The sequence below is a fragment of the Alkalibacterium sp. AK22 genome (assembly GCF_000585255.1).
GTDB lineage: Bacteria > Bacillota > Bacilli > Lactobacillales > Carnobacteriaceae_A > Alkalibacterium.
Map to the genome: position 1 here is coordinate 1 of NZ_JANL01000007.1, position 26,993 is coordinate 26,993.

The 26,993-nt window shown below is 47.1% G+C and carries 20 protein-coding genes; 8 read left to right on the plus strand and 12 right to left on the minus strand.

The genetic code is table 11. The features are described 5' to 3' along the window. Nucleotides 1-306: 306 nt before the first annotated feature. The 5 genes from mnmG to ADIAL_RS01025 form a co-directional block, all read right to left on the minus strand. Nucleotides 307-2,199: a tRNA uridine-5-carboxymethylaminomethyl(34) synthesis enzyme MnmG gene (gene mnmG / locus ADIAL_RS01005; RefSeq protein WP_034298853.1), complete on the minus strand. Its 1,893-nt coding sequence runs from the start codon at nt 2,197-2,199 to the stop codon at nt 307-309. 141 nt (nt 2,200-2,340) lie between these two features. Continuing rightward, complete coding sequence (mnmE, locus tag ADIAL_RS01010; RefSeq protein ID WP_034298856.1) at nt 2,341-3,729, minus strand: tRNA uridine-5-carboxymethylaminomethyl(34) synthesis GTPase MnmE; 1,389 nt, start codon at nt 3,727-3,729, stop codon at nt 2,341-2,343. Nucleotides 3,730-4,500: 771 nt separating this feature from the next. Further along, on the minus strand, nt 4,501-5,325 hold the full coding sequence (locus tag ADIAL_RS01015; protein ID WP_034298859.1) for a carbohydrate ABC transporter permease: 825 nt from the start codon (nt 5,323-5,325) through the stop codon (nt 4,501-4,503). 1 nt (nt 5,326) lies between these two features. Further along, complete coding sequence (locus ADIAL_RS01020; RefSeq protein WP_034298862.1) at nt 5,327-6,193, minus strand: carbohydrate ABC transporter permease; 867 nt, start codon at nt 6,191-6,193, stop codon at nt 5,327-5,329. Nucleotides 6,194-6,197: 4 nt separating this feature from the next. Further along, on the minus strand, nt 6,198-7,499 hold the full coding sequence (locus tag ADIAL_RS01025) for an ABC transporter substrate-binding protein (protein WP_034298865.1): 1,302 nt from the start codon (nt 7,497-7,499) through the stop codon (nt 6,198-6,200). Between the two features lie 240 nt (nt 7,500-7,739). Here ADIAL_RS01025 and aac(6') point away from each other — a divergent pair, with 240 nt between their 5' ends. Continuing rightward, nucleotides 7,740-8,180 carry an aminoglycoside 6'-N-acetyltransferase gene (gene aac(6') / locus ADIAL_RS01030; RefSeq protein ID WP_034298868.1) on the plus strand — a complete coding sequence of 147 codons (441 nt, stop codon included), beginning with the start codon at nt 7,740-7,742 and terminating at the stop codon, nt 8,178-8,180. Nucleotides 8,181-8,347: 167 nt separating this feature from the next. Further along, entirely contained in the window at nt 8,348-9,400 is a 1,053-nt protein-coding gene (locus ADIAL_RS01035; RefSeq protein ID WP_034298871.1) for a LysM peptidoglycan-binding domain-containing protein, read from the plus strand. Nucleotides 9,401-9,559: 159 nt separating this feature from the next. Here the strand turns inward: ADIAL_RS01035 and ADIAL_RS01040 are convergent, their stop codons facing one another. Then, nucleotides 9,560-10,753, minus strand: a complete 1,194-nt coding sequence (locus ADIAL_RS01040; protein ID WP_034298874.1) for a hypothetical protein — start codon at nt 10,751-10,753, stop codon at nt 9,560-9,562. A gap of 279 nt (nt 10,754-11,032) precedes the next feature. Here ADIAL_RS01040 and ADIAL_RS01045 point away from each other — a divergent pair, with 279 nt between their 5' ends. The 6 genes from ADIAL_RS01045 to treR all read left to right on the plus strand — a co-directional run bounded on the left by ADIAL_RS01045 (nt 11,033) and on the right by treR (nt 19,055). Then, nucleotides 11,033-12,367: an NAD(P)/FAD-dependent oxidoreductase gene (locus ADIAL_RS01045; protein ID WP_034298946.1), complete on the plus strand. Its 1,335-nt coding sequence runs from the start codon at nt 11,033-11,035 to the stop codon at nt 12,365-12,367. Next, nucleotides 12,357-13,844, plus strand: coding sequence for a helix-turn-helix domain-containing protein (locus tag ADIAL_RS01050; RefSeq protein WP_034298877.1), 1,488 nt, complete (start codon nt 12,357-12,359; stop codon nt 13,842-13,844). Before ADIAL_RS01045 ends, ADIAL_RS01050 begins: the two co-directional genes overlap by 11 nt. Nucleotides 13,845-14,026: 182 nt before the next feature. Next, a complete protein-coding gene (glpK, locus tag ADIAL_RS01055; protein WP_034298880.1) occupies nt 14,027-15,532 on the plus strand; it encodes a glycerol kinase GlpK in 1,506 nt (501 codons plus the stop codon). 24 nt (nt 15,533-15,556) lie between these two features. Then, a complete protein-coding gene (gene glpO, locus ADIAL_RS01060; RefSeq protein WP_034298883.1) occupies nt 15,557-17,395 on the plus strand; it encodes a type 1 glycerol-3-phosphate oxidase in 1,839 nt (612 codons plus the stop codon). Beyond that, nucleotides 17,392-18,108 carry an MIP/aquaporin family protein gene (locus ADIAL_RS01065; RefSeq protein WP_034298886.1) on the plus strand — a complete coding sequence of 239 codons (717 nt, stop codon included), beginning with the start codon at nt 17,392-17,394 and terminating at the stop codon, nt 18,106-18,108. Before glpO ends, ADIAL_RS01065 begins: the two co-directional genes overlap by 4 nt. A gap of 221 nt (nt 18,109-18,329) precedes the next feature. After that, nucleotides 18,330-19,055 (plus strand): trehalose operon repressor, encoded by a 726-nt coding sequence (gene treR / locus ADIAL_RS01070; protein ID WP_034298888.1) that lies wholly within the window; start codon nt 18,330-18,332, stop codon nt 19,053-19,055. Nucleotides 19,056-19,355: 300 nt separating this feature from the next. Here the strand turns inward: treR and treC are convergent, their stop codons facing one another. From treC to rnpA, 6 genes are all read right to left on the minus strand, one after another. Continuing rightward, nucleotides 19,356-21,008 (minus strand): alpha,alpha-phosphotrehalase, encoded by a 1,653-nt coding sequence (gene treC, locus ADIAL_RS01075; RefSeq protein ID WP_034298890.1) that lies wholly within the window; start codon nt 21,006-21,008, stop codon nt 19,356-19,358. Between the two features lie 169 nt (nt 21,009-21,177). Beyond that, nucleotides 21,178-22,635 carry a PTS system trehalose-specific EIIBC component gene (treP, locus tag ADIAL_RS01080; RefSeq protein ID WP_034298892.1) on the minus strand — a complete coding sequence of 486 codons (1,458 nt, stop codon included), beginning with the start codon at nt 22,633-22,635 and terminating at the stop codon, nt 21,178-21,180. A gap of 238 nt (nt 22,636-22,873) precedes the next feature. Then, nucleotides 22,874-24,148 (minus strand): bifunctional folylpolyglutamate synthase/dihydrofolate synthase, encoded by a 1,275-nt coding sequence (locus ADIAL_RS01085; RefSeq protein WP_081757602.1) that lies wholly within the window; start codon nt 24,146-24,148, stop codon nt 22,874-22,876. 537 nt (nt 24,149-24,685) lie between these two features. Then, a complete protein-coding gene (gene jag, locus ADIAL_RS01090) occupies nt 24,686-25,609 on the minus strand; it encodes an RNA-binding cell elongation regulator Jag/EloR (protein ID WP_034298893.1) in 924 nt (307 codons plus the stop codon). A gap of 75 nt (nt 25,610-25,684) precedes the next feature. Beyond that, nucleotides 25,685-26,530 carry a YidC/Oxa1 family membrane protein insertase gene (locus ADIAL_RS01095; RefSeq protein ID WP_034298894.1) on the minus strand — a complete coding sequence of 282 codons (846 nt, stop codon included), beginning with the start codon at nt 26,528-26,530 and terminating at the stop codon, nt 25,685-25,687. A gap of 85 nt (nt 26,531-26,615) precedes the next feature. Next, nucleotides 26,616-26,960 carry a ribonuclease P protein component gene (gene rnpA, locus ADIAL_RS01100; protein ID WP_034298895.1) on the minus strand — a complete coding sequence of 115 codons (345 nt, stop codon included), beginning with the start codon at nt 26,958-26,960 and terminating at the stop codon, nt 26,616-26,618. Nucleotides 26,961-26,993 lie beyond the last annotated feature (33 nt).

The window sequence follows — 26,993 nt, forward strand, 5'->3', positions numbered from 1 at the left end:
TCCCAGACCTTTTTGCCGCTTCTCCTTCAATTAAACAGCTGTTGTTTCAAACTCCCAGACCTTGTTGCCGCTTCTCCTTCAATTAAACAGCTGTTGTTTCAAGCTCCCAGACCTTTTTGCCGCTTCTCCTTCAATTAAACAGCTTCTACGCTCTTATTGCTCCTCCTTTAATACCGTGACTTTTGAGCGGTAAACCCTTTTAAATCTTAAGAGGCAGGCACAAAAAGCGCCTGCTTCCAAGGCAATCAGACAAGGAAACAGGCGGCTGTTTGTTTTTTACTTTTCTGTCTTGACGGACAGGTTTGATCAGGCTTTAACTTTTTGAATATCGCCTTGCTCGACATAAACCATCAGGATAGAAATATCAGCAGGGTTCACTCCGCTAATACGACTGGCCTGGGCAATCGTTTCAGGCTGGATTTTCGTCAGCTTTTCTCTGGCTTCCGTCGCGATGCCATTGATTGCTGAATAATCGATCCCTTCGGGAATACGCTTGTTCTCCATGCGCTTCACTTTGTCCGCTTTGCGGATAGCTTTGTTGATATAGCCTTCATACTGGATAAAGATTTCAACCTGCTCTCGGACAGCTTTAGGCAGCTTTTCCTCAGTTGGGGCAAACGCTAGAATATCGTCGTATTTGACATACGGCCGTCTCAGGAATTCATACACCAGCATGCCGTCTCTGAGCTGAGGCTCCCCTTTTTCTTCCAGATACTCGGCCACGTCGCTTGGCTTCAGTCGAATTTGCTTGAGGCGTTCTAGTTCATCTTCGACCTGCTGCTTTTTCAGCATGAAGGCTTCATAGCGTTCCTGAGACTGCAGGCCAATCGCGTAGCCTTTTTCAGTCAGGCGGAAGTCCGCATTGTCGTGACGCAGAAGCAGGCGGTATTCTGCCCGGGATGTCAGCAGACGGTAAGGTTCGTTGGTCCCTTTAGTCACCAGGTCATCGATCATGACCCCAATATACGCTTCATTTCGCTTCAGGACAAAAGGTTCTTCTCCTTTGACCAGACGGGCCGCATTGATTCCGGCAATCAGACCCTGTCCGCCGGCTTCTTCATAGCCGGACGTTCCATTCATCTGACCGGCAGTGAACAGACCGCTGATCAGCTTGGTTTCCAGTGACGGTCTCAGCTGGTAAGGCTTGACGACATCGTACTCAATTGCATAGCCAGTCCGCATCATCTGGGCATTCTCCAGACCTTCTACGGAGCGGAGCACAGCCAACTGTACATCTTCCGGCAAGGATGAGGACAGGCCCTGTACATAAATCTCATCCGTATTGGCGCCTTCCGGTTCCAGAAACAGCTGATGGCGCGGCTTATCACTGAAGCGGACGACCTTGTCTTCGATAGACGGACAGTAGCGTGCGCCGACTCCTTCCACAATACCGGTGAACATCGGCGCCCGGTGCAGGTTTTCGCGGATAATGTCATGAGCGATATTGCTTGTATACGTCAGCCAGCAGGACACCTGCTCCTCCAGATAGTCCTCATCCGGTGTCTCGAAGCTGAAATGATGCGGCTCCAGATCACCCGGCTGCTCTTCGGTCACGGAATAATCAATCGATGACTTGTGAATCCGTGGCGGCGTACCCGTCTTGAAGCGGTCCAGCTCAAAACCGAGCTCCAGCAAGTTCTCAGACAGTTTGATCGACGGCTGCGTATTGTTCGGCCCTGAAGAATACTTCAGTTCCCCGATAATGATCTCACCACGAGAAGACGTACCGGCTGTCAGAATGACAGCGTCCGCTGTATAGACCGCACCGGCATTCGTCTTGACTCCTTTGACCTTGTTGTCTTCAACAACCAGCTCTTCCACAATCCCCTGCTTAAGATCCAGGTTCGGCGTCCGCTCAATCGTCTTTTTCATTTCATTGGAATACAGATATTTGTCGGACTGGGCTCTCAACGCTCGGACAGCCGGTCCCTTGGCCGTATTCAGCATGCGCATCTGAATGTACGTCTTGTCCGTATTGCGTCCCATCTCACCGCCTAAAGCATCAATCTCTCGAACCACGATCCCCTTGGCCGGTCCCCCAATCGACGGATTACACGGCATGTGAGCAATCATGTCCAGATTGATCGTGATCATCAGGGTTCTCGCACCCATTCTCGCTGCTGCCAGTGCCGCTTCCGATCCGGCATGCCCCGCTCCAACGACCACTACATCATAATGTCCTGCCTCATATGTTTGCATCGCTTTAATCCTTTCTATTATAAAATCTTTCAGTTTAAAAAAAGTGAATGTGTCTACTTGTCTCTAACGAATGCCCTTTTTGACCTTTATAAACACGCTGATCCCCCATGAGCATGCTTACTCACTAAGAGTCACCCTTATTTATTTGCCCAGACAGAACTGGCTGAAGAGCTGCGTAATCAGTTCGTCCTGGACACTGTCACCGGTGATTTCCCCCAGCAGATCCCAGGCCCGGGTCATGTCGATTTGGACCAGGTCTACCGGCATGCCGGTCTCGATCCCATCAATCACATCATCAAACGCTTCAATTGTCTCATTAAGCAGGGCAATATGCCGGATGTTGGACACATACGTTGCATCCTTCTCCCCTGTCTGGCCCGCAAAGAACAGATCGGCAATCTTACCTTCCAGTTCAGTCAGACCAGCCTGCGTCACAATCGATGTATAAACGATGCTCTCAGGGTCGACCAGTGTTTTCAGCTCGTTCAAGTCCAGCTGATTTTTCAAGTCCATCTTGTTCAGTATAATGATTCGGTTATGTCCCTCTGTAGCTTCCAGCAGCAGCTTGTCCTCATCTGTCAGGGGCTCGCTTTGGTTGAACACCAGCAGGATCAGGTCCGCCTCACCCAGTGCTTTCCGGCTGCGTTCCACACCAATCCGCTCCACAATGTCTTCCGTTTCACGAATACCCGCCGTATCAATCAGCCTGAGCGGCACGCCCTTGACACTGACGTATTCTTCGATTACGTCACGCGTCGTGCCGGCAATTTCAGTGACAATGGCCTTTTCTTCTTTCAGCAAAACATTTAACAGGCTCGATTTCCCGACGTTCGGCCGGCCGATGATGGCTGTTGCCAGACCTTCCCGCAAGATCTTCCCCTGACTAGCTGTTTCGAGCAAGGATTCTACCTGCGCCTTGACTTGCGCTGCCTTTTCGACCAACAGGCGGGAAGTCATTTCCTCCACGTCGTCATACTCCGGATAGTCGATATTCACTTCGACCTGAGCCAGTGTATTCAAGATTTCCTGCCTCAGATTCCGGATCAGCCGGGACAGGTTCCCGTCCAGCTGGGTGACCGCCATGTGCATGGCTTTATCTGTTTTGGCTCGGATCACGTCCATGACCGCTTCAGCCTGGGACAGATCGATTCGTCCGTTTAGGAAGGCACGTTTAGTAAACTCACCCGGTTCAGCCAGGCGGGCTCCATTTTGCAGTACAGTCTCCAGTACTTTGTTCACGGAAACAATGCCACCATGCGTATTGATTTCGACGACATCTTCACGGGTGTAGGTCTTCGGTGCCCGCATGATGGAAACCATCACTTCATCGATAGGTTCCGCTGTTTTCGGATTCACTACCCGTCCGTAATGCAGTGTGTGGGTTGGCTGTTCAGCTAGCTTTTTAGACCCGAGCTGATACACACGGTCTGCAATATCGAGGGCTTCGTCCCCGCTGATCCGGATGATGCCAATCCCGCCTTCACCTGGTGGAGTGGAAATAGCAGCAATTGTGTCAAATTCTATAGCCATGATGACCTGTCCTTTCTTTATCTTGAGGTATGTTTAAAGCAGGTACTGACCTGCCGGTGTGTACTTGTCTGCTAAGCGGGTGAGTCCGGGTCCGGGATAAAAACCATGCCCCGCTGAATACCTGTCAAAAGGCTTCAGCGCAACAAAAAAAGCGCCTGGTCCACTCCAATTTAGCATACACGACTGCCTTGGGCGGAAAAGCACTTTCACTACTTTACCTTGACTCACTTGTTTAAATGTTAGGTACTGATGTGTTTCGACAAGTTAAATAATATACGGGATGACGGGATTTGTCAACTTGACTACTTATTTTTTATTAGTATTTTTGTGAACATTTCTTTACAGACTGCCCAATTAGTAAAAGCGTTGCCCTGAAAGTAAAAAACAAAGGACGTTGGGCTTTTCTGCTGGGGCCTCCGTCTGCTGACGCGTGTTTCGAGAGCAAACTGCAGTTGGTGTGAAGGATAGGGATGTAAACTGCACCAGCCACAGCAGAAGAAGCGTTCCTCTTTCCCGCTTCAGCTTAAAGTCTTCAGCTGAGCTGATTCCTTTCGTTTGGGGTCTGCTTATCCTCCTGAACTTCATTTTTGAAACCTGCCTTGCTATTCAAACAAAAAACCTCTCCTGCCTTGGTCAGCATGGCTGATCCCAAACAGAAAAGGCCCTTTTCAGCTGCAGGTCAGCCCCTTCAGCTCGGCCCTGCATGCACAGCCGATCAATAAGCGTAGCCTGACACGCGACTTCGTCTCAAAGAAACCCGATCGGACTGAATCAGGACTTGGTCGCTCCTTCGGTGACCCCTTCAACGATGTGACGCTGCAGGAAGACATACAGGATAATGATTGGGATGATCGCCAGGACCAAACCGGCTAGGGCCAGTTCCCACTGAATCGTGTACTCGCCGAAGAAGTAATACATCCTAAGCGGAATCGTCCGCATGCCCTCCTGATTAATCACCAGAGACGGCAGCAGGAAATCGTTCCACAGGCGGATCGCATTCAGGATAATCACAGTGACGGTCGTTGGTTTTAAAATCGGAAAAATGACACGCCAGAATATCTGAAATGGATTCCCGCCGTCCAAGTAGGCCGCTTCATCCAGCGAAGCCGAAATCGACCGCATGGCTCCGTAATACAGAAAGATCGACATGCTGGAGGCAAAACCCAGGTTCATGAAGATCAGACCGGCCCTATTCAGAAAATTAACCTGGCCAAAAATACTGACTAGCGGAATCATGACTGACTGGAAAGGAATCAGCATGGTCAAGGCACAGAGAAAGTAAATCGAACTGCTCACTTTCCCTTTGTTTCTGGATAAGGCATAGGCAGCCATCGATGAAAAGATGACAATGATCCCTATACTCAAGGACGTGATCACAACCGAGTTAAAGAAACTCCGGGTAAATTCCAGCCCGTCATAGGCCCGCGGATAATTTTCTGCAATTGGCTCCTGCGGCCACCAGAGCGTATTGGTAAAAATTTCTGCCCGATTCTTGAAAGAACCGAACAAGATGATAACAAAAGGATAAAGCCAGGATAGGGACAAAACGATCCCTAGCAAGGCAACGAGTCTGTTATGTCTTTTCACTGCACTCATTTTACACGTCGACCTCTTTTCTACGAGTCAGAAATACCTGCGTTAAAGAGATCAAAGCGACAAGGAGCAGGAATATAATAGCTTTAGCCTGCGCATAGCCCTGCCGGTATTGAAAGAACGCCGTATTGTAAATATTCATGGCGACCATTTCCGTGGAGCCGTAAGGCGCGCCATTGGTCAGCGCTAGATTCATGTCATAAATTTTAAAAGCATTGGCCAAGGTCAGAAAGAGACTGATGGTGAAGGCCGGGGCCAGTAGCGGGAACTTGATCTTCCAGAAAGCCTGCCACTTGTTGGCTCCGTCCATTTCTCCCGCTTCAATCAGCTCACCTGGTATATTGGCAAGAAAGGAAATATAAATAATCATGATGTAGCCGCTCATCTGCCATAAAAAGACAATCACCAGTCCCCAGAAGCCTGTCGTGGCATCGGCCAGCCAGCCGCTAAAAAAGGCAAGGCCCGTGGCCGTCCCGATGGATGCAAAGGCCCGGACAAAAATAAACTGCCAGATGAAACCTAAAATGATTCCGCCGATCAGGTTCGGCATAAAGAAAATGGTCCGCAAAAGCACACTGATTTTACCCAGCTTCTGAGTCACAATCAGTGCCAGTCCCAGACCGATGGCATTGATTAGCAGGACGGACACAGCCGAAAATCTCAAAGTAAATCCCAGACTGTAGAGAAACTGGTCATCACTGAGCAGGCGGGTATAATTCTGCAGGCCAATAAAGGAGGCCTGATAGCCGTCGGAATCAGTCAGTGAGGTCCCGATCCCCAGTATCAGCGGCAGCAGGATCACAATGAAAATGGCAGCTAAAGACGGCAGGACAAAAGCCCAGTAGTACAGTTTGCTGTGTTTACCTCTCATCCGGTCACCTCATATCCTCAAATTCAGCAGCAGTATGTTCCTCAAATTCTTCCCAGCTCCGATCCCCACTCAGATAGCGCTGGAACTGAGGGTACAGCACCTGTTGGAACCAGCCGTCCGGATACTGATTATGCGTCATCGCCGCTGTTTCTCCTTCCAGCAGGGCTTCATACAACTCTCTTGAAACCGGATCCTGGATATCCTCCGGCTCATATCCTTCCTGGGCCGGTACAAAAGCCAGATCCCCTGTGACTATCTCCTGTCCTTCTTCAGACAGATACATCCAATCCAGGAAATTCTGGGCTTCTTCGATTTCTTCATCACTCATGTTGCTGTTGATTCCGATAAACCAAGGCGAGCCGGCAACGATTTTGCCTTCCGTATCGCTCTCACCAAAGACCGGCAGGATGCCCAGTTTTTCACTGGCAAAATCCGGATCGATGTCGTTTAAGGTCGGAACGATCCAGATACCCTGATGGACCATAGCTACCCGGTCATGAACGAACAGCTCTTCCACTGACCGGCTATAATCCACTGTCAGAATGGGCTGCACATTATAGACATTGAACAGGTCCGTATACATCTGCATCCGGTCTCCGTACTCCCAGTTCAGCTCGGTTGCCTGGTAGGCGTCCAGAATGCTGTGATTATATTCCGGACTGGTGAAGTTGGCAGAGAACTGATTGGCAATATAGTTTTCTCCTCCACTAAAAGCAAAGACCTCGTCGATCCCCAGCTCTTCTTTCTGGCTGTCCAGTGTTTCCACCGCCTCTACAAAGTCGTTAAAGCTGTTGATTGTATCCGGATCGATTCCCGCCTGATCAAATATGTCACGGTTGTACATCCAGCCGAAGCCTTCAATATTGAGCGGAATCCCCAGAGGCACCTCATCAATTGTTCCGCCTTCAAGCAGACCATCAATTGTTTGAGCGCTGACTTCCATATCAGAGACGTCGACTAGCGTATGACTATACCGCTGAACTTCAGGTAAGCCCCCCAGCATCATCAATGAAGGTTCGTCCCCTGAAGAAAAACGGGCCTGCAGACCGGCTGATCCTTCCCCGCTCCCGACGGTAGTGATGCTGATGGTCGTGTCGTTCTCAGACTGTTCGCTGTATCTTTCTGCCAGATTCTCCAGCTGGGCGGTAATTTCCGGTTTCTGATTAAATAAATCTAATGAAATACTGCCCCTCTCTGCTGAAGACCCTCCGTTAGATTGTGGTGCGCCACCTTCCATGTCGCCGGTTCCGCAAGCGCTTAACAACAGGCTCAAGGCCACTAGGGAAAACACTGTTTTTTGATCCAATATTAGACACCCCTTAATTTGTACAAAATAATATGAGTAAATTATAACATAAATACGTTTTTTCCAAAAATATAACGTACATATGTTCAATTAAATGCATGTTTTAACTCAAAAAATGTTACATTTTTTGATTTTGTCCAATCTGACGTCAAAGATGTGAAGAGTCTTTCCGGCCGGATTGTGGTACTATAAATCCACTAAGAGAAAACGCTGTCCATTCAGTCAGTCGGAGGGGAAATTATGTATAAAATCATGAAAGCAAGCAGCCTGCATACCGAGCAGATCACGCATCTGGCCCACTTGCTCTGGCCGGAAGATAACCTGGATATCCTGAAAAAAGAAATCGCTCATTATCAGGAGGACAGTACATCGGAACTGTTTGTCTGTGAAGAAGCCGGTCAAATTATCGGTTTCGCTCATGTTCAACTGCGCTATGATTATGTTGAGGGCACCACAACAGCTCCGGTCGGCTACCTTGAAGGCATTTATGTGACCGAAAAAAACCGACACCGGGGAATTGGAAAGATGCTCGTCAAGGTCTGTGAAGACTGGGCCCGCTTTATGAATGCCACTGAATTTGCCAGTGATGTAGAACTGACTAATCAGGCCAGCGCCCGTTTCCACGAAGGAGTTGGCTTCAAAGAAGCCGGCAGACTGATTTGTTACAGCAAGAAGCTGTAACAGGCGGATATATTAGGTGGTCTTTTAAGTAATATGTGATGAAATGAACAGCCCTAAGTATTATAATAAAAGTAAGAAAAGGGCTTCTTTTACTTGCTTTTTTCTACGTGATAACCTCTATCACCCATGATGAACACCTTTTGTGTGACAGAAAAGAGGTGAGAAAAATGAACACAAACAAAATGCGATTCTTTATCGCAAGAGTCGTTTATATGCTATTAGGGGTTTTCCTCATATTGTCCCTTGCTGCTCCAGCCGCTGCCGCTCCGGCCCAGACTATCAGCAGAGGTTTGACCACTGAAAAAGTCGTTGCGTTGACCTTTGACGACGGCTCCGACGGCACCCATATCAACCGTATCCTCAATACCCTCTCTTCTCATAATGTCAAAGCCACTTTCTTTCTGACCGGCACCGGCATCAACAACCATCCGCAGGCGATCAGAAACATTGTCAATCAGGGCCATGCGGTCGGCAACCACTCCTACACCCATCCGGACTTCACCAAAATTTCAGGAACACAGATCCGCAGTCAGCTGCAGCAAACAGAAGAGGCTGTCAGAAATCTGACCGGTAAAACAACCAAACCATTCTTCAGACCCCCTTATGGAGCCTACAACTCAACCGTTCTGCAGCATGTTGGAGATGCCGGCTGGCGCTATTCCGTTATGTGGACCATCGATACCATCGACTGGACCGGTAATTCTTCCGGTGATATCGTTAACCGGGTCATGACCCGAATCACCCCCGGAGCAATCATTCTCATGCATACCGGAGCCGGTGCATCCGGTACTCCTGCCGCTCTGCCTACAATTATTACTCGACTGAAAGCTCAAGGCTACCGCTTCGTTACCCTGCCACAGCTGATGAACCTGCCTTCTACTCCGGCACCCGGCAGCACAACCTATACCGTTCGCGCCGGCGATACCCTTTACGCTATCGCCAGACGCTTCAATGTGACCGTTCAGCAAATCGCCTCTGCCAACAACCTGTCCAATCCAAACCTGATTCGTGTCGGACAGGTCCTGATCATCCCATCTGGCAGCTCCTCCACACCCGCTCCTACTCCACCAGCCACGACCACTCGCTATACCGTCCGCTCCGGTGACACTCTTTATTTCATTGCGCGCAGATACAACACCACTGTCCAGCGCCTTGCTTCCGTCAACAATCTTTCCAATCTGAACCTCATTCGTGTGGGACAGGTCCTTGAAATTCGCTGAAACAAAACAAGCAGACCAGCCGAACAGGCAGCAGTTTTACCTTTTCCATACGAGTGGAAAGTGTAAAGGCCGTCCTTGAGCAGCTGGTCTGTTTTTATTGGTAACATCTGATTAATGCATAGGCATGTGGCTGGACCCTATACGTTCAAAGCACTGAACTCACTGATTGTCTGCTTCCTGTTTCTGTGTGCTCTTTTTCTCTCCCTCAACTGCCCTTTTTTCAGCCTGTCCTATGCTCCTGCTCAAATTCAGCGTCCTGTTTAGATGGGCCAGAAGCGTGCGGTTCAATGCCTGATCCGCATGCGTCGGTGACCGCTCCAGAGCCTTTAAAGCTGCATTATACTCTTTTTCGGCCTGCTTTCGGTCATTATCCAGAAAATAGGCGATAACGCATTTGACCCGAAAAACATCCACCTGACTGTTGTTCAGGTGTGCTTTAAATAGCTTGTCCGACCGGATGCTCTCAACTTGCTCCGGTGTCCCCCTGTCCAGCAAAAGCGAGAGATACAGCATCTCCCTTAGCACTTCACTGCGGTAAGGGGCGATGATTTGCTTTCTGGCTGCAAACAGCGGCCGCAGCGCTTGGTAGGCTGTATCCAAATGTTCCTGTTCCAAATATCCATTGATTTGGATCAGACTGGCATACACATTGAACTGCTCGGTTAAAGGCTCGCTGGGATCAATCACTGCTTCATCAGCTCTCATTTCACTGTATGTTTTCTGATCCAGTATAAAGGCTGCATTCCACTTGAGTTGCTGAAAGAATTGCTTTCTGGCAACCGGATTCTGACTGATTTTTTTCAGGATCGCGCCATCATTGAAACTAAACGGTATAGCGTTGGTGAGACCCGCTGCTAGACCCAAAAAGGCAAAAAGTAGCAGGAATGCCGAGGGCCGGTTCTGATGAATCAGCAGCGCCACAAATGAACTAACAAAGTTTGCTGAACACCCGCCCAGCAGGTAAAAACGGAAAGGGATTGTCTCCTTATGTTCCGGTGGATTCATCAGGCACTGCCCCATTGTGCCGCTCATGGAAAAAGAAATTGTCCGGTACTTCCCCTTTTCCTTGATGACTCCAAAGCTGCCGATCCGAAAAAGCATGAAGTGGTAGCCTGACAAGGCTCCTGCCAGCAGATGTCCACCTTCATGAAGGATAACCTGGATATACATAAATAAAGGAACCATGATCATGACCAAAATAAGGCCAAGAACAAAGCCGACAGGCGTCAGCTCACTGGCTACCTCCGCACTTTCCAGTCCAATTTGAAAACCAATCAGAGCCAGGCCGGCAAAAAATAAACTGTAGATCACTATTAACTTGACTATATGCGTCCAATGTTTTTTATTATCCATGTCCATACTCCTGACTTAGTAAGCTAAGTGCTGTTATCCAATTATATAATGAATGAAAGCGGATAGATAGATATAAACTGCTGCTTTCCTTTTCATCTCGAATTGATTACACTGGAATAAATGACCGGGAATTGACTCAACAGGCATCAGCGGTCCCGCCCTTTTGGTGGATACGACTGAGTGCGTCAGGTTTTAGCGGATGCCCTGAGCGCTCCCCCCGCTAATTATGCAAGTTTAGCTTATACTGCTGTAAACATTATTGAATCGGAGGATCAGATCATGAACATAGTCATTATTGGCGCGTCCTTTGCCGGCGTTTCTGCAGCTATGGAACTTCGCAGCAGAGACAAGCAGGCGACCATTACTTTGCTGGAAAAACAGCCCACACTGGGCTATATGCCCGGTTCTCTTCATCTCTACTGGGAGAAAAAAATAGATCATCTGGATACTATTCGTTTTATTACCCCAAAAAAACTTGATCAGCATGCTATTCACTGTCAGCTTGGGGCTACTGTTTTAGCTCTGGACACAGCCGGAAAAAAAGTGACCTATTCCTTGCTGGGTAAGGAAGAACAGATAGACTATGATAAAGTGATTATCGCCGCCGGTTCAAGACAACTGTCTGAAAAAATAAAAGGAAGCGAAAATGAACGGGTCCTGAAGTACAAGCAATATGAAGAAGCTCAAAAAGCAATAGACATAGTAGACCGCAGTCAGCATATCACCATCATCGGGGGTGGCCATGTAGGGGTTGAAGCCGCCGATTTATTGAATAGACAGCAGAAGCAAGTGACACTGATCGAAAGCATGGACTATATTCTTTTTAAATACCTGGACAGCGACATGACTAGACCCGTGCAGCAGAAAATGTTGGCAGAGGGAATCGATTTACGGCTGAAACAGACGGTCTCCGCAATCGATACCGCACTGGAAGAACACCTTGTGCTTCACCTAGGTGAGGATACCTTAAAAACAGAAGCGGCTGTCATGGGTGTAAATGTACGGCCTTATCTGCCCTTTCTTGATGCATCTATCCGTTTAAACAGCGACCAGACCATCGCGGTCGATCAGTACTTGAGAACATCGGTTGAAGACGTATTTGCGGCTGGAGACTGTATACAGCTGACTGGCCCTGAAGAAGACAGCAGGTATCTTCCGCTTATTAATAACGCTGTCCGTTCCGGAATGACTGCTGCCAGAAACCTGATTAGTCCTGTTTCTCCATTCAAAGGCTCCTTAAAAACCATTGGAACCTGCGTCTTCGGTTATTATATTGCCAGTACCGGTATGACCGAAGCGGACAGTTTGTTTACACCTCGTCAAGTAAATAGCCATCGACAAACCGTCCAGCTGAACAGCCTTCCTGACTCGGATACTGTTACGTTGAAATGGGTATATGATGCCCAGACACATGAGCTGCTGGGAGCCCAAATGGTGTCTACTTCAAATATTTTAGAAAAAATCAACACCCTGGCACTGGCCATTCAGACAAGGCAGACCCTCGATGAGATTCAGCAGACAGATTATTTCTTTCATCCATCCTATTCGCAACTGACGTCAACCACCAGTTTGATGCCGTGGAACACTGAGGAGTCTGAAAAAAATGAAACGTGAACACTTTCTCGAAAAAAACGAAGTCAGGGAAATAACGATTTTCAATCAGCTGGTACTGCATGCGGGTACGCTCTCTTATACCGAAATGATCGATTATTTGCACATTTCAAAAGCTTCGCTTGAAAATGATCTAAACTCTCTTGCAGACAAAATATCAGGCTTTGCCAAGGAAGTCGAGATTTCCTTTGACGGGAAAACAATCACTTTATACATGAGTGATACCTTTTCTCTTCAGCAGATTTATCAGCTATACCTGAAAGAATCTGTTAAAGTTCTGATCATTCACTATCTGTTTGAGCACCAGGAATTTTCGATTGCTCAACTCACACAGGAACTGCTAATCAGCGAGTCTTCTTTGTTTCGGCGCATCAAAGAACTGAACCGTTATTTACAAGAGTTCCAGCTAAAGATAAGAAATGGTCAGCTCCAGGGAGAAGAGCTGCAGATTCGTTATTTTTACCTGCAGTTTTACAACTATGTTGCAGACGCTTCTTTGCTGATCAAGCCGCATACCGAGGCGGACGCTAGGCATATGATTCAGTTTATGGAAAAATCCCTCAAATTTAGTGTTGTCCCGCAGAGTCTGCACCGGCTGACTCTGTGGGTCATCATCAGCCAATCCAGAATAAGATACAGTAAAAAAAACTATCAGTCCTTGCGCAAACTGATCCAGCCGTATGCAAGCGACCCCTTGTTTCGTGATCTGCAGTCTATGATTTTAAGATACTATAGCCGCTACTCCATTGAAGTAGAAGAGGCCGAAGCAATGCTTTTCTTTGCCTTTATCTTGGCTTTTCCTATTTTTACCGAACCTGACTTTCACGAATACAGACTGATGAGAAACCGGCGTAACCCCGTTGCTTCAATGGATACTTATATAGCGGAAACAATCATCAATTATTTTGATTTCAAAAAGCTCCCTTACATGCTGGAGCGGGAGATGTACTACCACTTGTCGTCCATTCATGCCCGCCTCTACTTTTTTCACGGAGATATCGAAGTCTATGACTATGAACATATCCTGGCCAAAAAAAACCAGCTGACTGAAGAACATCTCCTTCCTTTTTCAAAAACGCTGCTGTCTACCAGCAGCCGTACGCTATATCCAGCCGTTTCCTCAGAAGGCAGCAGTTTACTTAAAATGGAACGTTTGAAGTACATCAGCCTGCTGATTCTGATTTCACTGAACATGTCCAAATCGATTGCCATCGGTATTGACCTGAAAATGGACAGGCTCTACAAAGAGACGCTAACGGAGCTGCTGATGCTTAGACTTCGGCCAATCAACGGAATCCATGTTGACTATTACCAGAAAGATAAAAACTACGATCTGATTTTAACCAATATAGAACCAGTTCAACAGGATACGTACGCCGGCGCACATGTCTATGTGTTATCAGAAATCCTCTCTTCATTTGATCTAGTTAATATCAGGCAAATCATTCAGACCTTGAATACGGGAGCAAGCACAGGCTAAATCTGCTGCTTGCTCTTTTTTATCAGCCTTGAAAACCCTACTATATCAGCATGTATCAGCAAAACTTTCAAAAAATGTAAGTTATCCAAAAAAACTGACAGTTGTTCTTAAATAAAAACGGTTACAATAAAAACGTAAAGAAATCGGTTACATCACTCAGACCCTAACAGGAGGAATTATTTATGACTGAAGCAAAATACATTATGGCTATTGACCAGGGAACAACCAGCTCGAGAGCTATCATCTATGACAAGCAGCTCAATACCATCGGCAGTTCACAAAAAGAATTTACTCAAATTTTCCCGCAAAGCGGATGGGTTGAGCACAATCCAAATGAAATCTGGAATTCTGTCCAGTCGGTCATTGCCGGGGCATTTATTGAGTCCGGTGTCAAACCGCATGAAATTGCTGGAATCGGCATCACCAACCAGCGTGAAACAACCATTGTCTGGGACAAGGAAACAGGCTTGCCTATCCATAACGCTGTAGTCTGGCAGTCCCGTCAGTCTGCCGGCATTGCCAATGAGTTATATAATGCCGGCCACTCAGATATGATCCATGAAAAAACTGGCTTGGTCATTGATTCCTACTTCTCAGCTACAAAGATCCGCTGGATACTCGATCATGTTGAAGGCGCACAGGAACGTGCCGATAAGGGCGAACTGCTCTTTGGAACAGTGGATACCTGGCTTGTATGGAAGCTTACTGGCGGCGAATCCTTTGTTACAGACTACTCCAACGCAAGCCGCACCATGCTTTACAATATTCACAAACTCGAGTGGGACCAGGAAATTCTGGATCTTTTAAACATCCCTATGGCTATGATGCCAAAAGTCCGTTCCAACTCCGAAGTGTACGGGGAAACAGCCAATTATCACTTCTATGGCTCCAATACCCCTATATCCGGTATGGCTGGAGACCAGCAGGCTGCTTTGTTTGGACAAATGGCCTTTGAACCAGGTATGGTCAAAAACACCTACGGGACAGGTTCCTTTATTGTGATGAACACAGGAGAAAAGCCTCAACTGTCCGAAAACAACCTGCTCACCACCATTGGTTATGGTATCAATGGAAAAATTTACTACGCTCTGGAAGGAAGTATTTTTGTCGCCGGCTCTTCTATTCAGTGGCTGCGTGATGGCCTGCAGATGATCGAAAACTCTGCAGATTCAGAAGCTTTGGCCAAGCAGTCTAAAAATGATAATGAAGTGATTGTTGTTCCAGCCTTTACAGGCCTGGGTGCACCCTACTGGGATTCGGATGCACGTGGTGCTGTGTTTGGGTTGACTCGTGGAACAACTAAACAGGACTTTGTCAAAGCGACCCTTCAGTCTATTGCCTATCAGACCCGTGATGTCATCGACACCATGAACAAAGATGCTGGTATTGATATTCCTTTACTGAAAGTAGACGGAGGAGCAGCTCATAACGACTGGCTGCTGCAGTTCCAGGCAGATATTTTAGGCACCAAGGTCCAAAGAGCACACAACCTAGAAACCACCGCCCTGGGGGCAGCTTATTTGGCGGGACTGGCTGTCGGCTTTTGGAAAGATACAGATGAGATCAAGGATCTTTATGAAGAAGGCGGCTTGTTCGAACCTCAGATGCCTGAAGAAGAACGTCAGAAACTTTACAAGAACTGGAAACTTGCTGTTCAGGCTACCCAAGTCTTTAAGCCTGAAAACTAGGAACAACACTAGGAGGAATACACGATGGCTTTCTCTTTAGAAAGAAGAACAAACGATATAGAAGCTTTAAAAACTGAAACGCTGGATGTTTTAATCATAGGTGGAGGAATCACAGGTGCCGGCTGTGCTTTACAGGCCAGTGCTTCCGGCCTAAAAACCGGTCTGGTTGAAATGCAGGATTTTGCTGAAGGAACGTCCTCCCGCTCAACTAAACTGATTCACGGCGGTCTGCGCTACCTCAAGAACTTTGATGTCGAAGTGGTTGCAGAAACCGTTCAGGAACGTGCAGTAGTCCAAAGGATTGCTCCCCACATTCCAAAGCCCGATCCTATGATTCTACCCGTCTACGACGAGCCGGGCTCCACTTTCAGTATGTTTTCACTGAAAGTGGCTATGGACTTGTATGACCGACTAGCTGATGTGACCGGAACCCAGTATGCCAACTACACCCTGACACCCGAAGAAGCCCTCGAGCGGGTACCTCAACTGAAAAGGGAAGGACTGCTAGGTGCCGGAGTCTATCTCGATTACCGAAACAATGATGCCCGGCTGGTCATTGAGAACATCAAGCAAGCAGCCGCAGACGGTGGCCGCATGCTGAGCCGGATGAAAGTTAAAAAAATTCTGCATGATGCACAAGGCAAAGCAGCTGGAGCCGAAGTAGAAGATCTACTAACTGGTGAGATAATTCAGATCAAAGCAAAAACCGTACTGAATACCACAGGTCCATGGTCAGATACGATTCGCCAGATGGATGACCAAATTGAAGCTCTGCCCCAAATGCGTCCGACCAAGGGCGTACACCTGACGGTCGACAAAGACAGACTCTTTGTCCCGCAGCCGACATACTTTGATACCGGCAAACAGGACGGACGAATGGTCTTTGTCATTCCACGTGAAGGAAAAACTTACTTTGGTACAACGGACACGGACTACAAAGGAGACTTTACCCATCCATCAGTCGAACAGGAAGATGTCGATTATCTGCTAGACATCATCAATGAACGCTACCCTTCCGCTCAGATTACCCTCGATGATATCGAGTCAAGCTGGGTCGGCCTGCGTCCGCTGATTGCCAGCAGTGGAGGTGCAGACTACAATGGCATGAGCAGTCAGCAGATTGAAGAAGACAGTATCGACGAGGTACTTGCGATTGTAGAGCAGTATCAGCAAGGAAAAGCCGAACGCTTCGAAGTCGCTGATGTTCTGAAAAATATTGAGAAAAGTGGAGGCGAAACTGACGACAACCCCTCCACCCTCTCTCGAGGCAGCGCGCTAGACATCGATTCTGACGGCCTGATCACGGTCGCAGGCGGTAAAATCACAGACTATCGTAAGATGGCTATCGGCGCGGTCAAAACAGTGATTGACCGGTTAAATAGTGACTTTGGTGAACACTTTGAGCAAATCGATTCAGCCAAATACCCTGTTTCCGGTGGGCGTCTTGATCCCCACAACGTCGAGAACGCATTGGCTGAACTGACTCAGGCAGGCATCGATAAAGGACTTGCTGAAAGAGATGCCGAATACCTCGCAAATCTCTATGGATCAAATACACCTGCCGTGCTGTCCTTACTTGATGATGTTACACAAATCCCTGGCCTTTCCCTGGCCGATTCTTTAAGCCTGCATTATGCTATGCGTGAAGAAATGGCTTTGACACCAAGTGATTTTCTGATTCGTCGGACAAATCACATGCTCTTTATGCGTGACACGCTAGACAGCATCATTGAACCGGTCACCAGAGAAATGACCCGTTACAACGGCTGGTCCGAAAAGCAAAGTAGCTACTTTAAAGATGAACTGCAAAAAGCTTTGGATGAATCCGACTTAAAACACTTGAAAGAGGCGAAGGTAAAATGACAGGGACAACATTATCGATCTTTAGTGAATTTTTAGGTACGATGTTTTTGATTCTTTTAGGCAATGGAGTCGTGGCTGCAGTCAGCTTGACTAAAAGTAAGGCTGAAGGCGCTGGCTGGGTAGCCATCACCATGGGATGGGGAGCCGGTGTAACCATGGCTGTCTATATTGCCGGCTTCATGGGGCCAGCTCACTTGAACCCGGCAGTGACGCTAGGTCTCGCCATCACTGGAGATCTGGAATGGGGGCTGGTCCTTCCATTCATGCTTGCTCAGACACTTGGTGCCATTTTAGGCAGCACGCTCGTCTGGCTGACTTACCTGGCTCATTACCGTGAAACAACTGATCAGGGAGCCATTTTCGGCACCTTTGCAACCTCTGCAGAAATTCGCGATGTCACAAGCAACGTGCTTTCAGAAGTTATTGGGACCTTTGTCCTTGTCTTCGGTATTCTTGCCTTTGGTCAAAACACCTTCACTGAAGGTTTGAATCCATTGGTTGTGGGTGTTCTGGTCTTGTCTATCGGACTTTCTCTTGGCGGATCCACTGGCTATGCCATCAACCCGGCCCGTGACCTCGGTCCACGAATTGCACACCAGATACTGCCAATCAAGCATAAAGGACCATCCAACTGGGAATATTCCTGGATTCCGGTCATTGCTCCGCTTATAGGAGCAGTTGTAGCCGCCTTATTGTATAGTGTCATCATCTAAGCACACTGTATAAAGAGCCTTCTGTCTGAGATTAAAGATGGAAGGCTCTATTTTTTCTGCTGCGCAGTCAAAAACAGCACGCAGGTGCAGATATTCTATCCATACCACTACACCTACCGCCTTTTCTTATTTAAATGGCAACGATAAGCAGGATTTAACTTCACTTTTACCTTAAATTTGATTACACTGGACAAAGAACTTTAATCAAAGGAATGGCAGATATGAGCAGATTTCAGGATATTTTTCTGGATATCGAATCAGATATCCTCAAGCAGTATTACAAAGCAGGAGAGCTTTTACCGAGCGAAAACCAGTTGTCTAAAAAGTACAATGTTTCACGCGAAACAATCCGAAAAGCCCTGGTTCTTCTACTTGAGAGCGGATACATCCAAAAGAAACAAGGAAAAGGATCAATCGTGCTTGATGTCAAACGCTTCGATTTTCCTATCTCGGGACTAACCAGCTACAAGGAACTGCAGGATGCACAAAATATTTCCAGCAAAACCCTGCTGGTCCAAAATGAAAAAATAAGGATTCCCGAGCAGATTGCAGATTTTCTCAAGGTATCCAAAGATACCGAAGTACATTGTGTGATTCGGGCCCGCGAAGTGGACGGCGAAGTGGTTATTCTGGATAAGGATTACCTTTTTACCTCCGTCATTCCTGAACTTCCAGATGAAGAAGCTCGGCATTCTTTGTATCATTACATCGAGAAAAAAATGGGTCTGGCTATCGGCTTTGCCCGGAAAGAGTTTATTGTCGAGCCGGCGACACAAGAAGACCGCCAGCTGATGACGCTGCATAATGATACCCATGTGGTGGTCACCCGCAGTGAAGTGCATCTGGAAGATACCCGACTTTTCCAGTATACCGAATCCAGACACCGTCTCGACAAGTTCCGCTTTGTAGAATTTGCCAGACGTCGTGGCCCTGTTTCTTACGACTAAGACACAGCATATTATACGAATTAGCCCCCAGCAGGAGAGCCAGTCTAGACTCACATGCAAGGGGCTTTTTTTTTACACTAAATAAACTTTCAATAATGGACTCACCTGCTGCCTCTAGACACCCGTCAACGAACGTAAACGGGCCTATAAAGCCTTCTTCAGCAGACAGATCTAGCACGATCATTTGCACTCACTTAAATCTTGATTTAAAAGCTGTCCCGGCCGGTAAACTAAAAGCGGAGCCTCTATTCGAGACTCCGCTTCGCTTCTTATGCATCATTTTACTTCTCTGCTATTTCGTTACTTAAGCAGAAAAGCGACTGTTTCATAAGGACCCATCTGGAATGACTTGTCTAAGGACCGCTCCTTGCCATTTCCAATCAGGTAAGACGCCTCCAGCTCCAGCAGGTTGTCCGGAACCGTAAAGGTTGCCTCTTCACCATAGAAGTGACTGAGTACCAGGAGTTTCTCTCCGTCCTGTTCTCTGACATACGCGAAAATACTTGGATGCTCCAGTTCCAGCATTTCATAGGCACCTTCCTGGATAATCGGCATGCTTTTGCGCAGTTTAATCAGCTGCTTGTAGTAGTCACGAATCCGGGTACTGTCGCCCCTGCTTTCCACATTGATGGTTGTGTGGTTGTCCGCAACCTGAAGCCACGGAGTCCCTTCCGTGAAGCCAGCATGCTTGGAGTCGTTCCACTGCATTGGTGTACGGGAATTGTCACGGGACTTGAACTGGATGATTTCCATTGCTTCATCATGTGACAGGCCTTTTTCCTTCATTTCTCTGTAAGCATTATGGGTTTCGATATCCACATACTGATCCAGCTCTTCAAAGCCTGGATTGGTCATGCCAATTTCTTCACCCTGATAAATATAAGGTGTCCCTCTCAGCAAGTGAATCGTCTGGGCCAGCATCGTGCTGGTTTCAAACGGGTAGTTGACGACATCTCCAAAGCGGCTGTTGGCACGCGGCTGATCATGGTTGTTCCAGAAGAGCGCATTCCAGCCTCCCCCTTCTACCATTCCTTCCTGCCACTCATTCAGGATACGTTTCAGTTCGATAAAGTCAAACGGCTGTAGCGTCCACTTTTCGCCATCCTTGTAGTCGACTTTCAGGTGATGGAAACTGAAGATCATCGACAGCTCCTCACGGTCTGGATTAGAGTACTTGATGCCGTTTTCGACTGTCGTGGAGCTCATTTCGCCCACTGTCACGATATCACCATAAGGGCCGAAAGTCTCTTTGTTCAACTCCTGAATAAAGTCGTGCACAATGGGTGTATCTGTATAGTGTGATTTGCCTACCCCGTCTTCAGCGTCCTTCAGTTGTTCATCTTTACCAATGACGTTAATCACGTCGAAACGGAAGCCTTTGACCCCTTTTTCAAGCCAGAAATTAACTACCTTGTAGAGTTCTTCGCGGACCTCTGGATTGCGCCAGTTCAAGTCAGCCTGAGTCACGTCATACAGGTGCAGGTAGTACTTATCTGTATCACCGAATTTGGACCAGGCTTTGCCGCCGAACTTGGATTCCCAGTTGGTCGGCAGACTGCCGTCTTCCTGTAGATCTCTTAAAATGTAAAAGTCCTGGTATTTCTTGTCTCCAGCCAGTGCTTTCTGAAACCACTCGTGATCTGTTGAGGTATGGTTTAAGACCATGTCCAGCATCAAGTCGATGCCATGTGCTTTGGCTTCCCTGATCAGTGCATCCAAATCATCCCAGTCTCCAAACATTGGATCGATGGACTTGTAGTCCGCCACATCATAGCCATTGTCATTTTGCGGAGATTTGTAGAAGGGGTTCAACCACAGCATGTCTACTCCCAGATCTTCCAGATAAGCCAGTTTTTCTCTTACCCCGTTCAGGTCTCCTACCCCGTTTCCGTTCGTGTCCTTGAATGATTTCGGATACGCCTGATAGATTACTTTGTCATGAAAATTACTCATTTATGTCTCTCCTTCTCTTTATTCCAAAAGAAAAAGGGTATTTCAGCGAAGTGGTTTTCCCAGTTTTATGGACTAGAAAAGCCGAACTTCCAGAAATACCCTTCCTCCTTGGAGTCATTGATAGTCAATGCTTTAAAATCTGTACTGCCTGTTTAAACTGAAAGGGAGATCAGTTCCCTAGTTTTGGCACGGGCAGGTGGTCGTTTTCCCATTTAGTCATGATGCCATTCTTTTCAAATACAATGACAAGAACGAACGGTACCACAATGGCAATGCTCATTGCCAGCAGGAAGCCCAGGTAGTAGTCCGGAATAATGGACAGGATTCCCGGCAAACCGCCGACACCAATGTTGAAGGATGCGACGTTCAAGGCCACAGAGGTCATACCTGCAAAGGCGGAACCAATCATACCGGCTACAAAAGGATAAACGAATTTAATGTTGATACCGAACAAGGCCGGTTCTGTAACACCCAGGTAGGCGGAAATCATCGCAGGAATGGAGATCTGCTGTTCTTTCTCGTTTCCTCGGTGCATCCAGATGATTCCCAATACGGCAGATCCCTGAGCAATGTTTGACAGGGCAATCATCGGCCACAGGATGGTCTGATCAAAGTCGGCCACCAGCTGCAAGTCGATTGCGTTGGTCATGTGATGCAGACCGGTAATAACCAGCGGTGCATAAAGACCGCCGAAGATGAAACCAAATACCCAGTTGAAAGTTCCGGTCAGTCCCCACTGAACGACTTGAGACAGCCAGATACCCAGCTGCCAGCCGATTGGTCCAATAACCGCATGAGCTACAAATACAGTCGGAACAAGGGCAAACAGTGGAACAAAAATCATTGAAATAGCTTCAGGTATGAATTTCCGCAGCCATTTTTCAAGGTAGACCAGCAGGAAACCGGCCAGCATGGCTGGAATAACTTGCGCCTGATAACCGATCATATCCAGCTGGAAGAAACCAAAATTCCACTGGTTAACGTCCCCGGCTAGAATATCTTCTACACCATAAGCGTTCATCAGCTGAGGAGACACCAGGGTGATCCCTAATACAATCCCGAGTATCTGTGTGGTTCCCATCTTACGGGTCACACTCCAAGTGATACCCACCGGAAGGAAGTGGAAAATCGCCTCACCGGGCAGCCAGAGAAAGGCGTTGACTCCGCTCCAGAACTGAGAAGTCTCGACAATGGTCTGTCCACCTAATGCTCCAAACTCAACAGCTTCCAAGACGTTTCTGAAACCTAAAATCAAACCACCAATAATAATTGCGGGAATTAACGGGGTAAATATTTCTGCCAACGCAGCCATGATACGCTGCAGGCTGTTCATGTTTTTCTGACCGGCTTTTTTCGTTTCATCCTTTGAAACACCTTCAAGTCCGGATATTGCTGAAAATTCGTTGTAAAAGTCAGCTACCCTGTTCCCGATGATGACCTGAAATTGTCCGGCCTGCGTAAAGGTTCCTTTTACAGAGGGAATGTCTTCGATTCGTTCCTTGTCTGCCGCTGACGGGTCATCCAACACAAAACGCATACGCGTGGCACAGTGACTGACCGCATTGACGTTTTCCTTACCGCCTATCGCGTCCAGCAGCTCCTGTGCATCTTTTTTGAAATCTGCCACTTTTGTTTCCTCCTTTTTACTTTAACTTGTATATACAAGTTGTCTGCGTTTTTAATATACTGCATGAAAAGCAAAAATGCAAGCGTTTTACACAAGTTTTTATTTTTTAATGTCTCACCCCATTTTTTAATTCTTTCGCACTGTTTTTTCATTTTTTACACCTATAGTTTACCATTTCACCCTTTTTAGGACACAGCAAAAGCCTTGAAAGCGGACTATGCTCTCAAGGCTTTCCTTGTCACCAGCTTGCTCTGAATGCCCCAATCAGGTAAAGCGAGCCCATGACAATAACGGTGTCTTTTGAGCTGCTTTCTTGTTTAAGTTTATCTATAACGGATGTAACCGAGTCAAAAGCTTCTGCCTCAGTCCCCTCATCAGACAGCAGTCGGGCAGTCTCAAACGGATTGAAGCCACGGTAAGGATCAGGAGAGACCGTCATCACCTTTTTACACAGCGGCCGAACCTGCCGAATCATGCTCATGTAATCCTTATCTTTCATCATCCCACATACCAGAATCAGTGACTGATCCGTATAAAGTTCCTTCAGGTTATTCTTTAAAACCGCTACACCTTCCGGGTTATGCGCGCCATCAATAACTATGGTTGGCTGCTCACTGATTTTCTCCATTCTACCCGGCCAGCCGGTGTTGACTAGTCCACTTCTGATATGAGCTGCCTGGATTTCAAAGCCTTTTTTATTCAACTCATAGGCTGCTTCCACTGCCAATGCAGCATTCATCAGCTGATGCCGACCTATGAGTCTGACCGACAACTCTTTTTGACCTTTAAAAGAAAACTGACCACCCTGATCACTTAGCTGGACTTCTTTTAATTCTTCTGTTCTGATCCGGCGGACGGTTGCCTGACTTTCTCTCGCCTTGCCTTCAATGACCGCATGGACTGAAGGTGTCATTTCAGAATAAATCAGTGTGCCACCTTCTTTGATGATTCCCGCTTTTTCAGAGGCAATCTGCTCGATTGTTTCCCCGAGCACTTTCATGTGATCGTAACCGATTGAAGTGATGATGGCCACTTCCGGCCGCTCAATGACATTGGTCGCATCCAAGCGGCCGCCGATCCCTGCCTCAAGAATCACCAGTTCACACTCTTGCTCTTTGAAATACAGCAAGGAGACAGCTGTTAAAATCTCAAAGGAATACAGGCGCTCCCCTGTTTCCTCTTCTACTGATTCCACATGTCTGGCGACAGCTTTTGTCGTCTGGATAAATGCTTTATCGGTAATCCGGACGCCGTCAATCATGATGCGCTCATTGATTTTTTCCAGATGGGGAGAGGTATAGATCCCTGTTCTGATTCCGGCTTCTCTGAGGATATGAGACAAAAAGGCACTCGTTGATCCTTTTCCGTTTGTTCCTGCTACGTGCACACATCTCAGTGCTTGCTGCGGATTACCCAGTTTCTCCAGCAGCAGGCGCATCCGGTGGAGATCTTCCTTCTGCCCTGTCCCTCTGTTTGTGTTCACTAACTCAATGACACCCTTCATGTCCATCATTCAACTCTCCTGACTTCTTTTTCTATAAGACATCCGTCACTTGCACACCGGCCAGACAGTCGACAAGTATATCCATTGCATTATCCAGTCCGGTTATATATACTTGCATTAAATCATATCATACTTTCTACCATTTTTACTTTTCCCCCGCACGCACTGTGACCCACTCTTTTTCCTGCAGTCCTTTTCCTGATTTATATCCTGAAGTCTCTTATACTTACCTTTCCCTTGACGTTTCATGACGGCCAGTTTATTTTTCACACCAGTATTACTCTTCTTTATTTTACCCTCTTTACCCTAAGCCTATTTTGTATCTTTCAGGCCTGACTCTCCACAGTTCAACCTCTTCAGCACGCCTTTCATCCAAACAAGAGCAGTCCTTCATTTTTTCGACCGCCTCCCTGTATTTGACTGAACACCCTGGTCTAAAGCAGACGTTTGATATTCTGTTTGCTTGCTTTGACCCTAATCAACGACATAGTGAAGAACGAGCCTGCGTTTGGGACCGCAGGCTCGTTTTATGATGCTATTCGATTTTTAAAAAGTCTCTTCGCCTGACGGTTCAACGACCAGGTAACGGTGGGGCTCTTTTCCTTCAGAATGCGTCTGCACACCTTTATGCTGGTTGAGATAACGGTGAATCTGCTTGCGTTCATGCGCCGGCATCGGCTCAAGAATCACAGGACGTTTAGTCCGCTTGACTTTTTCAGCTGTCCGGCTGGCCAGCTGCTCGACCGTTTTCTGACGGCGATCCCGGTAGTTTTCCGCATCCACTTTTGCAAAGAACTTACTGTCTGCTTCCTGATGAAGCTGGATTTGAGCTAATGTCTGAAGACTGTTCAATACTTTTCCGTGTCGGCCGATGATCAGGCCAGCATCTTCGGTATCAATCACATACTGCACACGCTTATCTGTCCGGTTCACAGATACTGATACATCCTCGATTCCCATCTTAACAGCGATATTTTCAAGATAGTCTGCAACATACGCGATGGCCTGTTCATCCTGTTCTGTAGCAACGAACGGCTTTTTCTCCTGCACTTCAGGCTGCTCAGCTTCAGGCTTGGGCTCTACTGCTTCCACTTGTTCTGAGGGCTTATCCGTCTCACAGGCTCCCTTATCTGATTTTACCGATGGGCTCTGTGCTTTTTCTTTTTCAGGAGCTTTTGCTGCCGGTTCCGGTATCTTTTCCTCGGCCTCCGGCTCTGTTTCTGCCTGAATGGTCGATCCTTCCGTTTCTCCCAAAAGTATTTCTTTGGAAATTAGTTCTTCTACAGGGCTTTTGGCATGCTTTCTTTCAACCACAACGACCGCATCCCGCTGGCCGATTCCCAGAAATCCTTTTTTCGATTCCTGGCTGACAGTAATCTTCGCTTCAGCCTTATTTATATTGAGGGCCTTTAGCCCTTTTTCAATGGCTTCTTCTGTTGTTGCTGCTTGGGCAGTATACTTGTCTCTCATTAACTCTATCCTCCATTCACGATCTCTGTTGTGCTTACATTCTACCAAAAATCAGGACAATAAGTCAGAATATTTTTATTTTTTCACATTGCGTCCATATTTCTGTGCTCTTTTAATGGCACGCCTGCGCTGTCTTTCCGCTTCCTGTTCCTGAGCTTCTTTGTCGGCACGCTGTTTTCTGATTTTATATGGATTCTGGAAAATCAGCGTCTGTAGAACAGAGAACCCGTTGGAAACAGTAAAATAGAGCGCTAAAGCACTAGACAAGCGGAACGTAATAAAGACGATAAACAGCGGCATGATGTAGGTCATGACTTTGTTACCTTCCTGAACGCGTCCCATGCTCATTAGCATTGAGTGGCCAAAAGTGAACAGCCCCGCTAGGACCGGCAGGATAAAGTAGGGATCCGGCTGTCCCAGATTGACCCAGAGGAAATCTCCAGTTGCCAGGATTGGCGTACGATTCACTGACTGGTAAAGTGCGATAAAGACCGGCATCTGAACCAGCAGCGGCAAGCAGCCCATATAGGGATTGACGCCTGCCTCACTGTACAGACGCTGCTGCTCTTCTTTAAGTTTCTCCTGAGTAGCTGCATCCTTGGCAGAATATTTCTGCTTGAGTTCTTCCATCTGCGGGTTGATCTCATTCATCTGCTGCATATTTTTCTGCTGAAAATGGGTGAATGGAATGAGCATTGCCCGGATGATGACGGTAACCACAATGATTCCTATTCCGTAATTTTCTCCAAAGAGATTGGACACCCAGATGATTGCCCGGGCAAAATTATAAATAATGACGCCTTCCCAAATACCTGTACTATCTGATGTGACCGGCTCTGTACCGCAGGCAGACAAAAATACGACCAGACTGAGCATAGCCAGGGTCAATAGCAATCGCTTACGTTTCTTTAATACATTCACGTGTTTTCCTCTTTTCTAAAACTATGTTTCTACATTAAAAGGCCCTATAAGAATTGACCCCTGTAGATGTTTCTGTTCAAACGCCTTATTTGAGCAGCTTGGCTTTGTTCATCACATGGAGCAGACTTTTTTTCATTTCATGAAAAGTCATACTTCCCGTCGGCTTTCTTGCAATCACTACAAAGTCAATATCTTCTCTGACTTTGTCTTCCTGATCCAGCTCAATCAGCACATGTCTGATTTTACGTTTAATATCGTTACGCTTCACTGCGTTACCTATCTTTTTACCGACCGACAAACCCACACGGAAATGTGCCTGTCCCTCTTTTTCAATGGCATAGATTACAAATTGCCTGTTGGCCATCGAGCGGCCTCCATGAAAGACTTTTTGAAAATCCGCTTCTTTTTTGACTCTATAAGCTTTTTTCATCCGTACCCATCTTTCTATGTGGTCTACAACCGG

Bases quoted from the DNA above. Each gene is read 5' to 3' on its own strand.
- mnmG (WP_034298853.1), bottom strand. From the start codon at position 2,199: ATGCAAACATATGAGGCAGGACATTATGATGTAGTGGTCGTTGGAGCG.
- mnmE (WP_034298856.1), bottom strand. From the start codon at position 3,729: ATGGCTATAGAATTTGACACAATTGCTGCTATTTCCACTCCACCAGGT.
- ADIAL_RS01015 (WP_034298859.1), bottom strand. From the start codon at position 5,325: ATGAGTGCAGTGAAAAGACATAACAGACTCGTTGCCTTGCTAGGGATC.
- ADIAL_RS01020 (WP_034298862.1), bottom strand. From the start codon at position 6,193: ATGAGAGGTAAACACAGCAAACTGTACTACTGGGCTTTTGTCCTGCCG.
- ADIAL_RS01035 (WP_034298871.1), top strand. From the start codon at position 8,348: ATGAACACAAACAAAATGCGATTCTTTATCGCAAGAGTCGTTTATATG.
- ADIAL_RS01040 (WP_034298874.1), bottom strand. From the start codon at position 10,753: ATGGATAATAAAAAACATTGGACGCATATAGTCAAGTTAATAGTGATC.
- ADIAL_RS01045 (WP_034298946.1), top strand. From the start codon at position 11,033: ATGAACATAGTCATTATTGGCGCGTCCTTTGCCGGCGTTTCTGCAGCT.
- ADIAL_RS01050 (WP_034298877.1), top strand. From the start codon at position 12,357: ATGAAACGTGAACACTTTCTCGAAAAAAACGAAGTCAGGGAAATAACG.
- glpK (WP_034298880.1), top strand. From the start codon at position 14,027: ATGACTGAAGCAAAATACATTATGGCTATTGACCAGGGAACAACCAGC.
- glpO (WP_034298883.1), top strand. From the start codon at position 15,557: ATGGCTTTCTCTTTAGAAAGAAGAACAAACGATATAGAAGCTTTAAAA.
- ADIAL_RS01065 (WP_034298886.1), top strand. From the start codon at position 17,392: ATGACAGGGACAACATTATCGATCTTTAGTGAATTTTTAGGTACGATG.
- treR (WP_034298888.1), top strand. From the start codon at position 18,330: ATGAGCAGATTTCAGGATATTTTTCTGGATATCGAATCAGATATCCTC.
- treC (WP_034298890.1), bottom strand. From the start codon at position 21,008: ATGAGTAATTTTCATGACAAAGTAATCTATCAGGCGTATCCGAAATCA.
- ADIAL_RS01085 (WP_081757602.1), bottom strand. From the start codon at position 24,148: ATGATGGACATGAAGGGTGTCATTGAGTTAGTGAACACAAACAGAGGG.
- jag (WP_034298893.1), bottom strand. From the start codon at position 25,609: ATGAGAGACAAGTATACTGCCCAAGCAGCAACAACAGAAGAAGCCATT.
- rnpA (WP_034298895.1), bottom strand. From the start codon at position 26,960: ATGAAAAAAGCTTATAGAGTCAAAAAAGAAGCGGATTTTCAAAAAGTC.